Origin of the sequence: Dethiothermospora halolimnae (assembly GCF_037577855.1) — a bacterium.
In the GTDB taxonomy this organism is placed as follows: domain Bacteria; phylum Bacillota; class Clostridia; order Tissierellales; family VENL01; genus Dethiothermospora; species Dethiothermospora halolimnae.
In genome coordinates this window covers 1-14,741 of the sequence record NZ_JBAKFX010000033.1, presented here as the reverse complement: position 1 = coordinate 14,741, position 14,741 = coordinate 1, and the positions used below count along the sequence as shown (strand labels likewise).

Sequence of the window (14,741 nt, the reverse complement as noted above, 5' to 3'; positions counted from 1 at the left end):
CTAATGTCATTGTATGTTCTCCTCAAAAAAAGTAACCCTATCAACCCCTAATAAAATGTATCTAGGTTCACCCCCTGCCATATTGAATTTGCGCTGTCAAAACATACCAAGTAAGACTATGGAAATAGTTGAAATATATGAGCCTAGAAGCTTTAAATAAGATTTAAAAAGACCTTATCTCTACTATGAAATAAGGTCTTTTCTCTAGCCCTTGTTTTATTAATATTTTTATTAATTTTAATCTTTTTACTATCTCTTTAACTTTAATTTTTTGTTATTTTATTTCTTAATTTTTCAATTTGTATATCATCTAATTTTGTATATTTTTTTATTTTCTCATTACTTTCTCCATCTAGTATCATTTCTACTGCGACTTTTTCTATTCCCTTTTCCATTCCTTTTTCTATTCCATCTTGTCTTTCTTCTTTTAATGCTCGTTCTATATTTCTGCCTAAATTACTTACCATATCATCATCCTCCTCTCCTGATGTTTCAATAAGTACTTTAAACACATTTTCACTTACTTCCTTGGTAAATCTATTTTTTAATACATTTTTAAGCCAACTGTTAAATGTCTTTCTTTGTTCCTTTGTTGGACCCTTTCTTACTAATCTTCCTATTAATTTTAATCTTTTTACTATCTCTTTAACTTCTATATCTTGGTCTAGTAAAAATACTGAACTTACTATGTTTGCTATTTCTAATAATTCTTCTTTTTCCATTCTATTTACATCTAATAATAAATATCTAAAGTCTATTATATTTTCATCAAATAATTCATATCCCTTTAATATTTCTTTAAAGTTTCTTGCAGCTGTCCAGTTACTTCTGCCGTTATATAGTACTATCGGTACTATTGCTGGTAACCTATAGGTCTTTCTCATTTTTTCTTTATCTTCTGTATTATTAAGTTCATCTTTCTATCTATGTTTACTCTATATACTATATCTGCCTCTTCTTCTTTAAAATCTTCTAAAATAAACTCTTTATCTATTAGTATTAAATCCTTTTCTTCTATTAATTTTACCCAATCTTTTTTTATAAATCCCTTAAGGAAATCTATGAAATTTTTCTTGTTAGAAAGTATATGTTTATATCCTAAGTCATGTTCATTATTTACTTTATCTTTAATAGTATCACCGTCTTTCTAACTTAATTATATCATATTTTAAATTACCTTTGCTGTCTAATTAAGTATAACCTATCCAATCTACTTTTTCAGTCCTTTCACTTCTTCACAAGTAGTGTTACGGCTTCAACATGCATCGTATGAGGAAACATATCCACTGGCTGCACCTCTTTGACCCCATATCCATGTTCCCCTAAATACTTAAGATCCCTTGCTAAAGTAGATGGGTTGCAGGATACATATACTACTTTTTTAGGAGCCATCTTTACTATAGTATCTAACACTGTCTCATCACATCCCTTTCTAGGGGGATCTATTACTACTACATCAGCCTTTATTCCTTCGCTGTATAGTTTTGGGAATACTTCCTCTGCTGTGCCAGCGTAAAATTCTGCATTTTCTACATTATTTAGCTCTGCATTTTCCTTTGCATCCTGTATTGCCTTTTCCACAACTTCTATTCCATACACTTTTTTAGCTTCTTTAGCTAAAAATAATGATATACTTCCTATTCCACAGTATAGATCAAATACAGTTTCATATCCAGTTAAATCTGCATATTCAAGGGCTTTATTATATAGTACTTCAGTTTGTATTGGATTTACTTGAAAAAATGATTCTGCCGATATGTTGAACTTTAAATCTTGTATATAATCCACAATCTTATCATCACCCCAAAGGGTTATCCACTTATTACCAAGTATTCTGTTGGTTTTTTTATTATTTATATTTTGTATTATGCTTTTTACATTAGGGATACTTTCTTTTATTAAGTCTATTAACTTTTCTTTGTGGGGTAGTTTATTTCCCTTTGTTATTATAACAATCATCATATCTTCTGTTTTAAAAGAAGTTTTAGTTAATACATGTCTTACTATACCTTTCCCTGATTTTTCATCATAGGAGGTTATATTATATTTGTTCATATACTCCTTTACTATTTCTAAAACTTTATCATTTAAACTATGTTGTATTATACATGATTTTGTGTCTACTATATCATGGCTTCCCCTTTCATAAAATCCTATGTTTACACCCTTTTTCCCCTTTCTTACAGGAAACTGGGCCTTATTTCTATAGTTAAAGGGTTCATCCATACCTATTGTGTCGTGTATTGTTACATCTTCAATATTACCAATTCTTTTTAAGTCATTTTTCACTTTATTGGTTTTAAGCTCTAGCTGGGCATCATAACTTAAACCTTGTAGTTGGCAACCTCCACACATACCAGATATGGGGCATTTAGGGACAGTTCTATCTTTTGATGGTTCAGTTATGGATATCATTTTTCCCTTGGCATAATTCTTTTTTACATCAATTATTTTAGCTTCCCCTTTATCCCCTGGTAAACCTCCATCTATAAATATTGTAAATCCTTCTATTTTAGCTACTCCCTGCCCCCTATGATTTAAGTCAATAATTTCAATTTTTTTTATTTCATTTTTCTTAACAGGAATCCTCATATCTATATCTCCTCTCTTCATGTATTTTATATCGAAATATGTAGTATAATGTATATTTGGAAATAGGTGTTTATTTTTCCCCTTTTTTAATATAAAATAGTAATAAGAGTATTTTTAGTACAAGCATATTGGGGGGATTGTATTGTTTAAAGGTTTAACTAATTTAATAATTGTTCTTATTATAGCTTTTATAGCAAGCGGTATTTCCGTAACATTATGTCCGACTGTTGATAGTGTTCCTTCTGAAACAGCTGAATCTTCTTTATCCCAAATTTCCATATTAACTGATCTAGATAGTAATTCATTATATAACCCTAAAAATATATCATTAAAATTTACTTCTAATAAAAATACTAAATTAAGTCTTACAAGTGATCATATTATAAAAGCCAATATATATAAAAATAATAATCTATTTAAAACTAAAAATTTTAATAGAGCTAATAATCAGTCTTCAATATCCATTACCAAAAATGTACCCTATATAATGAACTTAGATTTATCTCAAGAAAATCTTAACATTCCAAACGGTGAATATAAAATAATAATTGATGCCAATGTAAAGGAGAAACATCTAGCTCCTCTAACTTTAACCTTAAAATATATGGGAAATCAAAAATATATACCTGCATCAAATAAAATTCCCGATGGAAAAATGCCTTTAACCCTTTATTTCCCAGACAAAGATAATAAAATCGATGAACTTATTGGAGTAACTAGGTTTGTAAAGTATAGTAATAAACCATTAAATACTACAATAAAGGAATTACAAAAAGGGCCTGACAATAGTACCGGTTTAAATTCATCATCACCTATTGGAAATGTGAATTATATTACAATCAAAAAAGGTATCACATATGTAAACTTACCCTCTGATGAAAAGATATATACAGAATCCAGTACTAGGAGTAATATAGCCATGGAATCTTTTTTAAAATCTTTATCAAGTATTTCTGGAATAGATCATATTAAATTTTTAGTGGATAACCAAAGAAAAAAATTATTTTTTAATGGCAACGATATCAGTAGTAATATAAAACTAAATAAAAACAATAAAGTCTACCTCTCTTTCAATAACTACAAAAGATACTTTCTTGTAGGTTACAACGTATATGAAATAAATAATAATTTTAGTATAACAGAAAAAGTAGATAAAATGATAGATAAGTTAAAAAAATCTACAGACAATCTCTCTAATACAATTCCTAATAATGTGGAAATTAAGAATTTTTCTGTTAGTGATGGAATATTAAAGCTTAATTTTAATAAAAATTTGGTAAATAGTTATGATGGTAATAAAAATTTACAACGAATGATGGTAGATTCAATATTATTCTCATTTACCAGTATAGAAGGAGTAAATAGGGTTCATATATTGGTGGATAATGATATTGTGAGTGAGTTTGCTGGATTGGATATTTCTAAGCCTTTAGAGAGACCTAAGTTTATAAATCCGGAGGTTTAACTAGGTTGGGGGATTACGAATTCCCCAACAACCAGTGACAAAGGAATCCTCTAACAACGAATGAGAAATGAATTCCCTAACAATGAATGGGAAATGAAATCCTCCAATAACGGGTAAAAAAATGGCGCACATAAAATGTGCGCAAGTTAGATTAGAATCAGAAAACCCAATGGTATTCAAATATATATTATATATTATACACAAAAATTACTTCATTTATGCATATTATCCTAAATTTTCAGATACTCTTTTTAACATATCCCTAATGGGAAGGTCATATGGACACTTAGGTTCACACTTACCACACTCTATACAGTCACTTGCTTTTTTATCAATGCCTAAATATCTTTCCTTTGCCCAATCCTCTAGATCATACCTTAAATAGTATCCTTCTAATATAAATTGAGTGGGAATATCTATTCCCTGGGGACATGGTCCGCAGTATCCGCACCTTCTACAAAACTCCGAACCCAATTCCTTGGCCTCTTTATCTATTATTCTCTTTTCTTCTTCAGTCAACTGAGTGAATTCTTTAGCTACTTTGCTATTTTCTATTACCTGATCCACCTTATCCATTCCCGGAATTATTACCGATACATTTTCATTTTCAGATATAAATTTTAAAGAGAGATTTACATTCTTAATTGCTCCACCGGCAACAGGCTTCATTACTATTACTCCTATATCTAAGTCCTTCGCCTTTTTAAATAAGTCCTCTCCTCGTCTCTCAACGGGATTATATGGGAACTGAATAGTGGAAAATTCTTCTGTATCAACTGTCTTCTCTAATATATGTAGGTCATGACTGGTGATACCTATTTCTTTTATCTTGCCTTCTTCTTTAGCCTCTTTAAGGGCTTTTAAGGCTCCATCCTTTCCCATAACTTTATTATATTGCTCCTCAGTCCTAACATTATGCAGTTGATATAAGTCTATAACATCAGTTTTTAACCTTTTTAAACTTTTATTTATTTCTTTTTTCATGCCATCATAATCTCTTACTGGAGATTTAGTGGCTATATAAAATTTATCTCTTCCATACTTTTCTATACCATATCCTATTAATTCTTCGCTTCTACCATAACCTGTGGCAGTATCTATAAAATTAATACCTTGATTAACAGCTTCACCTATTATTCTTAAAGCTTCATCATCTTTGAGCCTTTGTATTGGAATACCCCCAAATCCTATTAATGTCACTTCAAATCCTGTTTTTCCAAGTTTTCTTTTCTCCATTATATTTCCCCCCTTATCTAAAAAAGCGAATATCAAAGTCACCTCTATCTATTACCTTTTTAAACTTTCTTTTGATAATACTTTTGTAAAATTCCCTAACCCCTGGGATTACTAAAGTGAATCCTAAAATATCTGTTATTATTCCCGGTGTTAATAATAAAGCTCCTCCTATTAAGACACAAAGGCCATTTAGTAATTGATTACCTGGAAGTCTCCCTTGATTTAGTTCTTCCTTTATTCTTGTTATGATTATCTTTCCTTCACTTTTAGCTAAATATGCCCCTGCTATTCCTGTGAAAATAACTATGGCTATAGTTTGCCAAAAGCTTGTTATTTTAGCAAGTTGAAATAAGATAAATAGTTCCACTATAGGTGTTACAGTAAAAAGTAAACCTAGTTTAAATAGCATACCCATCCCCCATTATTCTAAATTTTTACTTAATAAATCCCAAACATCTTTATATTTTTTTCTAAAGTTTACAGGTTTTAAATCTTTATCAACAAATGCATGTAATGTATATCCCTCTGCCAACAATTTATTGTCTTCTTTCCTGATTATTTCATATTCGTATTTTAACTTTACCCCCTTTAGTTTTGAAAGCTTAGTCCTAATAATTATCTCATCGTCATATTTAGCTGAGGTTATATATTTACATCCCACATCTATTACTGGTAACAATACATTTCTATATTCTAAGTCTTTATAATCCATTCCTAAATTTCTAAAAAATTCTGTTCTTCCTATTTCAAACCAAGTAAAATAGTTTGCATGATATATTATCCCCATCTGATCAGTTTCAGCATATCTCGCCCTTATTATTGTATCATGAACCATGTTTCTCATCTCCTTTGTTCGTTATAATCTAGTATAATTATATCAGTTTGTTTTGGGAAAATAAAGACAGTAGATAGTTAATAGTTAATAGTTAATAAAATCAGCAAGCTGATTTTTCCGCCGCCCTGTATAAATTAAAGAATAGAGAATAAATAATAAAGAATAAATAGAGTAACCTCCGAATGAATTCGGAGCTACAATATTTTTAATTACTCTGCCAAAGGCAAAGTAAAAGGGATTGGATATATCCAATCCCTACAATATCTATTCTTTATTCTCTATTCTTTATTCTCTGCACTTCTAAAGTACCCTTGCTTCACCTTTATAAACAAGTCCCCTAATACTATCTACGGTTATAGTTTCTCCATCCTTTAATTCATCCATGGCATCTTTTGCTCCTACTATAACGGGTTTTCCTAAACTAAGTCCCACTATAGCTGCATGGGATGTAAGTCCACCTTGCTCAGTTATTATTGCTGATGCTTTTTCCATATATGGCACCATATCCCTATCTGTGGCTATAGTTACTAATATATCACCTTTTTTGAACTTAATCTCTAGTTCTTCAGCATCTGAAGCTTTGCAGGTTCTTCCTGTTGCTGATTTTTCTCCTATTCCAGTTCCCTTTATTAGTACTTCTCCTACTATATGCACCTTTATTAAGTTGGTACTTCCTGAAACTCCTACAGGTACTCCTGCCGTTATAACAACTAGGTCCCCTTGATTAATAAGCCCTTTCTTTAAAGCATCTTCAACCGATGTATCGATCACTTCATCTGTAGAATTAGTTTCTGATGATAATACAGGGTAAACTCCCCAAACAAGTGATAACTTTCTCATTACTTTTTTATCTGGTGTTGTTGCTATAATAGGACTTTCCGGTCTAAACTTAGATACAGCCTTTGCTGTGTATCCCGATGATGTAGCTGTTATAATAGCTGCTGCTTCTAAGCTTTCTGCTGTGTTACATGTAGAATGGCTTATGGCATTTGTAACAGTTATATCTTTACCTAGGATCTTAGTATTTTGAGCTTTTTTATAATCGGTAGATGTTTCTATTCTCAAGGCTATATTTGCCATGGTTTCCACTGCTTCTTCTGGATAATTTCCCGCTGCAGTTTCCCCTGATAGCATTATAGCATCTGTTCCGTCTAATATTGCATTGGCAACATCGGTTACCTCTGCTCTAGTTGGTCTTGGATTTCTTATCATTGAATCCAACATCTGGGTTGCTGTTATTACGGGTTTTCCTAGTAGATTACATCTTCTTATGATGTTTTTTTGTACAAGAGGTACTTCTTCAGGCTTTATTTCAACTCCTAGATCTCCCCTTGCTACCATTATTCCATCGGAAACATCAATAATATCGGTTATATTGTCAACACCCTCTTGATTTTCAATTTTAGATATTATTTGAACATGATCTGCATTATTTTCTTCTAGTATCCTTCTTATTTCAATAACATCCTCTGGCTTTCTTATAAAAGATGCCGCTATAAAGTCTATACCATTTTCTATACCAAACTTAATATCATTACTATCCTTTTCTGTTATAGCTGGAAGATTTATTTTAACGCCCGGTACATTAACTCCTTTATGATTTTTAACAGGACCTGGATTTTTTACTATACATTTTATATCAGTATCATCTAAAACTTCCAATACTTCTAGTTCTATTAATCCATCATCTATAAGTATTATATCCCCCTTGACAACATCATTAGGTAAATCCTTATATGTTATATTACATATTTTATCATTTCCCAGGACATCCCTACTTGTTAAAGTAAATTCTTGATTTTCCTTTAAATTGACCTCTCCACTTTCAAAATCTCCAGTTCTAATTTCTGGTCCCTTTGTATCAAGCATTATGGCTATAGGTTTATCCAATTCTTCCCTTAGTTTTTTGACTAAATCAATCCTTTTTTTATGCTCTTCATGGTTTCCATGGGAAAAGTTCATTCTAGCAACGTCTAATCCTTTTATCATAAGTTCCCTTAAAGTCTCTTCACTTTCCGATGCCGGTCCTAATGTACAAACTATCTTAGTTTTTTTCATACTAATTCACTCCTATATTGAAAGAATTTTCGTAAGTTCAAACATCTTATTATCAAAATCACTTTCTTCAGCAATAGCTTCTTCTATACCCTTATCTATCAATCCATTGCCCTTTATTCCTATTGCTCTGGAAGTTTTACCTTCAAGTAATAACTGAACAGCTCTTGCACCCATATTACTGGCTATTATTCTATCAAATGCAACAGGACTACCACCTCTTTGGATGTGTCCAGGAATTGTTACCCTTGTTGTAATACCAGTTTTTTCTTGAATTTCTTCTCCCAGTTCATATGCATTTACTATATTTTCTGAAAGAATTATTATACTATGTAGTTTTCCCCTATTTCTACCTTGTATTAACTTTTTACATATATCATCAACATTAAGTTCTTCTTCTGGTACTATGATACTTTCTGCGCCCCCTGCAAGACCAGCATATAGTGCTATATCTCCACAATGACGTCCCATCACTTCTATAATATTTGCTCTGCCATGGGATGTGGATGTATCCCTTATCTTACTTATGGCATCTAATACCGTATTAACTGCAGTATAAAATCCTATTGTATAGTCAGTATAACCTAAATCATTATCTATAGTTCCTGGAATCCCAATGGTTGATATACCATGTTCACTTAACTTATGGGCTCCTTTAAACGACCCATCTCCTCCTATTACAATAATACCATCTATACCAAAGACCTTTATAACATTTAATGCCTTTTTCATACCTTCTTCTGTTTTAAACTCTTCACTTCTAGCTGTCCTTAATATTGTTCCACCTCTATGTATTATATCTGCTACAGATGAAAGTTGCATTTCTTCTATATTTCCATTTACAAGTCCATTATACCCTTTTTTAATACCCATTACTCTTAAATTATTAAATATACCATATCTTACAACAGCTCTAATAGCTGCATTCATCCCTGGAGCATCTCCTCCACTTGTTAAAACACCTATTGTTTTCAAAACAAATACCTCCTCTATTGATATTTAATACGTCCCCCTTGGTCATAACTTGTCCCGATTAAATAAAAAAATAGTATAAAAACTCAACTATTTCTTTTAATAATTTAAGCCTAGTTCTATTAATACTTCCTGTACTTCATCTGCCTCAAACTCTGGAACATTTATAGCATAAGTTGTTTTTTCTCCTTCTTTTGAAAATTTCTCGATCTTAACTAAAAAACTTTCAGCTTCTAACTTACGCTTTATTCTTTCTGCTTCATCAATTCCATCTGCCATGCATATAACTGTCCACATTATTACCACCTACAAAAAAGTATTTTGTGACATATATTGCTATTATAACATATATGATTATTATGTTATATAATTTTGTATAAATATTAGTTACCTTAAGGTAACTAATATTTATACACCTTTTAATTTTACACAGCCCTTACCAAGTTCGTACTCTAGTTCATTTATTACCTTATTATCATTAATATTTACCCAAAAATCCCTTTCAGCCATTATTGTTTTCTTATTTTTTTCTATATATACATATACGGGAACATTTCCCTTATGTTTAATAAAAATCTTTTTAAGATCCTCTAATTTGTCCAAGGGTTTATCCTTTGGTATCTTTAAATACAACTTTTCCTTTTTTATTGATGTTAATGGCTTTATTTTTTCGCATATTATTTTTATATCATCTTTATCACTTATACTTAACCTACCTTTTACCACAACAATACTATCTTCATGGATAAACTTTGAATGTTTATCATATGTTTTAGGAAATATTATTAGCTCTACCATACCATACAAATCTTCCAGTGTAGCAAATGCCATCATATTATTATTTTTAGTAATCTTATTTTTTACACTATTAAGTATTCCACCAATATAAACTGTACTTCCATCTTTAAAGTTAGTAGGTGTAGCAGTCTCATTTTCATCATTAGTAAGTTCTATAATTTCACTACTATTGATAGTTGAAATCTCTTTTAATTGTTCTTCGTGCTCTGATAGGGGATGTCCTGTTATATATACCCCTAACATCTCTTTCTCCATAGTTAGTAAAGTCTTTTCTGGAAATTCTTTTACATCTGGTAAATCATCTTCCCTTAAAGACTTGTCTTCTCCACCGGATAAACTGTCAAATAGGGAAAATTGGCCCTGTATATTTCTTTTTTTGTCTCTACTGACCCCATCTAATATTCTTTCATATACTGAGATTAACTGGGACCTATATACTCCTAATGAATCAAATGCTCCACTTTTAATTAAACTCTCTACAGTTCGTTTATTTAATGCAGTTGAATCCACCTTTTCACAGAAATCCATAAAGCTTTTGAATTTTCCTTTTTCTTCCCTTGCCTTTACTATAGACTCTATGGCAGATGTTCCCACATTTTTTACAGCAGCTAATCCATATCGTATCTTTCCATCTGATACAGTAAATTTAGAGTATCCTTCATTTACATCAGGTGGCAATATGTCAATACCAAGCCTTTTACATTCTTGTATATATAAAGATACTGAATTAGTATTTCCCATTACACTGGTTATTAATGCAGCCATAAACTCCACTGGATAGTAATATTTTAAATAAGCCGTTTGATATGCCACTAAAGCATATGCTGCTGAGTGGGATTTGTTAAATGCGTATTTACCAAAACTAATCATTTGATCATATATTTGGTTTGCTATATCTTCACTTACTCCATTATCCATAGCTCCCACTATCTCCACATTACCATCATCATCTTTTTTACCATATATAAAATGTTGTCTTTCTTTCTCCATAACATCCATTTTCTTTTTACTCATGGCCCTTCTAACCAAGTCAGAACGTCCCATGGAAAAACCACCTATATCCCTAAATATCTTCATAACTTGCTCTTGGTAGACAATACATCCATAGGTTACATCCAATATAGGCTCTAGTTTAGGATGTAAGTATTCTACATTATCGGGATTGTTTTTATTTTTTATATATGTTGGTATCTGGTCCATAGGCCCAGGCCTAAAAAGGGAGTTAGCAGCAACTATATTCTCAAAACAGTTTGGCTTTAGCTCCTTTAAGAAATGTCTCATACCGGTACTTTCAAACTGAAATATCCCTAAGGTTTCACCTTTAGCAAACATTTTATATACATTTTCATCATCATAACTTAGATTAGAAAAATCTATTTTTTTATTATAATTATGCTCAATAAGGTTAATTGCATCCCTTATAACAGTCAATGTTCTAAGACCAAGAAAGTCCATTTTTAGTAAACCTAGTTCTTCAAGTTGTGTCATTGTAAATTGAGTAGTTATAGCATCCTTATTCCTTGATAACGGAACATATTCAGTTATAGGTGCCTTAGATATAACCACACCAGCGGCATGGGTAGATGTATGTCTTGGAAGCCCCTCTACGGCTCTAGATAGGTCTATAAGCTCTTCTATTCTCTCGTCATCATCATACATACCCCTTAGTTTTCTATTTACATCTAAGGCCTTGTCAATGGTCATTCCAATCTCCATGGGTATCTGTTTACATATAGTATCAACTTCGCTATAGGAAATATTTAATACTCTACCTACATCTCTTATAGAGCCCCTTGCTGCCATGGTTCCAAATGTGGCTATCTGAGCAACCTTATCTTCTCCATATTTTTCAACCACATAGTCTATTACTTCTTCTCTTCTTTCATAGCAAAAGTCAATATCTATATCGGGCATTGTTACCCTTTCAGGATTAAGGAATCTTTCAAATATAAGCCCATGTTTAATAGGGTCTATATCTATAATGCCTAATGTATATGAAACTATACTCCCTGCAGCAGAGCCTCTCCCAGGGCCTACCATAATTTCATTGTCCTTTGCATATTTTATAAAATCCCAAACTATAAGGAAATAATCTACATAACCCATACTTTCTATTACATTTAATTCGTATTCAAGTCTATCTTTTATTTCATCGGTTATATTATCATATCTTTCTTTAAGCCCATCATAGCATAACTTTCTTAAATATTCAGAATGGGTATATCCTTCGGGCACATCATAGTTAGGTAAATGTAATGTATCAAAGTCTAGATTAACATTACACCTTTCCGCTATTTTTACTGTATTATCCATAACTTCTTTCATATTTGGAAAAAGTTCTCTAATTTCCTCTGGAGATTTTAAATAAAATTCCGATGTGGGAAATTTCATACGTCCTTCTTCGTCTATTGTTTTTCCTGTTTGGATACACAATAATATATCATGAAATTTAGCATCTTCCCTATTTGTATAGTGGACATCATTAGAAATTATCAATGGTATATTAGTTTCTTTGCTTAAATTAATTAACTGTTGATTAACCATCTTTTGCTCTTTTATTCCATGATCCTGTAATTCAAGATAAAAATTGTCTTGTCCAAAAATATCTCTATATTCTAAAGCTGTTTCTTTAGCCCTATTATAGTCGTTATTTAATAGATATTGTTGTACTTCTCCCCCTAGACATGCACTAAGACAAATAATGCCTTTACTATATTTTCTAAGGACAGAGTAATCAACCCTAGGTTTATAATAAAATCCGTTAACATAGCCTTCAGATACTATTTTTATAAGATTTGAATAACCTTCGTTATTTTCTGCTAATAAAACTAAGTGATTTTGTTTTTTATCCCTTTTTGAATTCTTTTCAGTATATTTACCTTTAGATATATATACTTCACATCCTAAGATAGGTTTTACCCCTTTTTTTGTTGCGGTTTTATAAAAATCAACTATGCCAAACATAGAACCATGGTCGGTTATAGCCACACTATCCATTCCCAGTTCTTTAACTCTATCTATAAGTTTATCCACCCTAGATGCACCATCTAGTAAACTATACTCTGTATGGACATGTAGATGGACAAATTCGTTTTTTAATTTTTTTTCCAATTCATTCACCTCTTTGACAAGTTGGGGGATTACGAATCCCCCAACAACTAAACTTATAACGAATCCGTCGATAACTTAACTTATTTTAAATCTATCAATAACTTAACTTATTTTAAATCTATTAATAACTTAATTTATCTTAAATCTATTAATAACTTAATTTATCTTAAATTTATCAATAACTTAATTTATCTTAAATTTATCAATAACTTAACTTATTTTAAATACTTAAAAAGTTAAAATCATTGTGAATATCTCAAAAACTAAACTTATTTAAAATCTTTAATTATAAATTCTTTTTAACAAAAAAAGACAGTGACTTATCACTATCTTTATTATATCAAAATATCTATATATAGAGAAATTATATAACGTTTTTTTCATTATCAAAGGTATCAACTATAGTAATTCTATTATTATTAATTAGATCTATGCTATAGGGTTTTATTAATTTTTTATTATTGCTGTTGTATACCACTTTTATAGTTGGTCTTGTTGGTAAACTTTTATTTACTTTAACTACAAATCCTTTTTCACCGTTGCTTAATTCTACTCCTTGACCTAAGGAATACACCACAATATGTTTTATAAACTCATTAGTCATATTATAATCGAAATGGGTTCCTGACATGGCTATTAAATATTCTATTGCCTGTTGTCCCTTTAACTTTTTTCTATATACTCTATCACTTGTTAATGCATCATATACATCAGCTATGGAAACTATTTTTACAAAGTCATTTATATCCTCTTTTTTAATACCCTCTGGATATCCTTTACCATCTACCCTTTCATGATGATATAAAACTATACTTGCAACATTATTACTTATATCCTTTCTATCTTTTAAAATATCATAACCATAAACTGTATGGTTTTTTATTTCTTCAAATTCTTCTTCAGTTAATCTATCGGGTTTATTTAATATATTCGATGGGACTCTCATCTTTCCAATGTCATGTAATATAGCACCTAACCCTAGGCTTAACAATTCTTCCCTATTATATCCTAAACAAAAGCCAGTTACCAAAGACAATATACATACATTAAAAGAGTGGGTAAATGTGTAATCATCGATATCTTTTATTTTTAAAAGACTTATTAATATATCACCTTCTGATAATAATTCGTCTATTATTTTATTTATAACTCTTTTTAGTTTATCTATATCTATATCATCAGAAAGCTTTAATTTAGACATTAATTTTTTAGTTAATATTACGGCTTCTTTCTTCGTATTTTCTTTTATAATACCATCTATTTCTTCATAATCAGATTCTTCGTTCTTAATATGTATATGGGTAATTCCATGTTTTTTTATATTATAAATATATCTATCTTTAAGCTTTGTACCACTGTTTATAAGTATAGTTCCATTATCTTTATAAATTGTCTTTCCCAATATCATAGTATCTTTAGCCTTTTCTATAGGTATACGTATCATGATAATCCCCTTTTATATTATTATGTTAATTTTTCCTTTAACTCCTTGTATTCTATGTTTTTCTTTAAATTCCTTTTATTTTTTATATATTTTTTTATCCTTTGTACAGGGCTATCGCATGAAAAATAATTATTAAAATGAAATGGAAAAAATCTCAAAAAGGAATTTTAGATTTTATGTCGAATCTTTAAAATATACAAATAAAATACGAGGAGAGCAGACATGAAATTTGA

General features: G+C 30.5%; 12 protein-coding genes. 1 reads left to right on the top strand and 11 read right to left on the bottom strand.

All coding sequences use genetic code 11. The features are described from left to right. Positions 1–263 precede the first annotated feature (263 nt). The 3 genes from V6137_RS13115 to rlmD form a co-directional block, all read right to left on the bottom strand. Positions 264–884 carry an Rpn family recombination-promoting nuclease/putative transposase gene (locus tag V6137_RS13115; RefSeq protein ID WP_425448399.1) on the bottom strand — a complete coding sequence of 207 codons (621 nt, stop codon included), beginning with the start codon at positions 882–884 and terminating at the stop codon, positions 264–266. Continuing rightward, positions 881–1,132: an Rpn family recombination-promoting nuclease/putative transposase gene (locus V6137_RS13110; protein ID WP_425448427.1), complete on the bottom strand. Its 252-nt coding sequence runs from the start codon at positions 1,130–1,132 to the stop codon at positions 881–883. The genes V6137_RS13115 and V6137_RS13110 overlap by 4 nt, the downstream gene beginning before the upstream one ends. Before the next feature lie 95 nt (positions 1,133–1,227). Further along, the gene (gene rlmD / locus V6137_RS13105) at positions 1,228–2,592 is read right to left on the bottom strand and encodes a 23S rRNA (uracil(1939)-C(5))-methyltransferase RlmD (RefSeq protein ID WP_425448398.1); all 1,365 of its coding nucleotides are present in this window, start codon (positions 2,590–2,592) and stop codon (positions 1,228–1,230) included. 142 nt (positions 2,593–2,734) lie between these two features. Between rlmD and V6137_RS13100 the strand changes: the two genes are divergently transcribed. Beyond that, entirely contained in the window at positions 2,735–4,057 is a 1,323-nt protein-coding gene (locus V6137_RS13100; RefSeq protein ID WP_425448397.1) for a GerMN domain-containing protein, read from the top strand. A 225-nt stretch (positions 4,058–4,282) separates the two neighbouring features. Here the strand turns inward: V6137_RS13100 and V6137_RS13095 are convergent, their stop codons facing one another. The 8 genes from V6137_RS13095 to V6137_RS13060 all read right to left on the bottom strand — a co-directional run bounded on the left by V6137_RS13095 (position 4,283) and on the right by V6137_RS13060 (position 14,508). Then, the gene (locus V6137_RS13095) at positions 4,283–5,293 is read right to left on the bottom strand and encodes an aldo/keto reductase (RefSeq protein WP_425448396.1); all 1,011 of its coding nucleotides are present in this window, start codon (positions 5,291–5,293) and stop codon (positions 4,283–4,285) included. A 13-nt stretch (positions 5,294–5,306) separates the two neighbouring features. Further along, entirely contained in the window at positions 5,307–5,702 is a 396-nt protein-coding gene (locus V6137_RS13090) for an FxsA family protein (protein ID WP_425448395.1), read from the bottom strand. A gap of 12 nt (positions 5,703–5,714) precedes the next feature. Beyond that, positions 5,715–6,128, bottom strand: coding sequence for an acyl-CoA thioesterase (locus V6137_RS13085; protein ID WP_425448394.1), 414 nt, complete (start codon positions 6,126–6,128; stop codon positions 5,715–5,717). A gap of 300 nt (positions 6,129–6,428) precedes the next feature. Beyond that, positions 6,429–8,186, bottom strand: a complete 1,758-nt coding sequence (pyk, locus tag V6137_RS13080) for a pyruvate kinase (RefSeq protein ID WP_425448393.1) — start codon at positions 8,184–8,186, stop codon at positions 6,429–6,431. Positions 8,187–8,198: 12 nt separating this feature from the next. After that, complete coding sequence (pfkA, locus tag V6137_RS13075) at positions 8,199–9,158, bottom strand: 6-phosphofructokinase (protein WP_425448392.1); 960 nt, start codon at positions 9,156–9,158, stop codon at positions 8,199–8,201. A 96-nt stretch (positions 9,159–9,254) separates the two neighbouring features. Further along, complete coding sequence (locus tag V6137_RS13070) at positions 9,255–9,452, bottom strand: hypothetical protein (protein WP_425448391.1); 198 nt, start codon at positions 9,450–9,452, stop codon at positions 9,255–9,257. A 111-nt stretch (positions 9,453–9,563) separates the two neighbouring features. Beyond that, a complete protein-coding gene (locus V6137_RS13065; RefSeq protein WP_425448390.1) occupies positions 9,564–13,064 on the bottom strand; it encodes a DNA polymerase III subunit alpha in 3,501 nt (1,166 codons plus the stop codon). 364 nt (positions 13,065–13,428) lie between these two features. Continuing rightward, entirely contained in the window at positions 13,429–14,508 is a 1,080-nt protein-coding gene (locus V6137_RS13060) for an HD-GYP domain-containing protein (protein WP_425448389.1), read from the bottom strand. Positions 14,509–14,741 lie beyond the last annotated feature (233 nt).

Coding starts and splice junctions, on each gene's coding strand:
- V6137_RS13090 (WP_425448395.1), bottom strand. CDS start 5,702: ATGCTATTTAAACTAGGTTTACTTTTTACTGTAACACCTATAGTGGAA.
- pyk (WP_425448393.1), bottom strand. CDS start 8,186: ATGAAAAAAACTAAGATAGTTTGTACATTAGGACCGGCATCGGAAAGT.
- V6137_RS13115 (WP_425448399.1), bottom strand. CDS start 884: ATGAGAAAGACCTATAGGTTACCAGCAATAGTACCGATAGTACTATAT.
- rlmD (WP_425448398.1), bottom strand. CDS start 2,592: ATGAGGATTCCTGTTAAGAAAAATGAAATAAAAAAAATTGAAATTATT.
- V6137_RS13070 (WP_425448391.1), bottom strand. CDS start 9,452: ATGTGGACAGTTATATGCATGGCAGATGGAATTGATGAAGCAGAAAGA.
- V6137_RS13085 (WP_425448394.1), bottom strand. CDS start 6,128: ATGGTTCATGATACAATAATAAGGGCGAGATATGCTGAAACTGATCAG.
- V6137_RS13060 (WP_425448389.1), bottom strand. CDS start 14,508: ATGATACGTATACCTATAGAAAAGGCTAAAGATACTATGATATTGGGA.
- V6137_RS13095 (WP_425448396.1), bottom strand. CDS start 5,293: ATGGAGAAAAGAAAACTTGGAAAAACAGGATTTGAAGTGACATTAATA.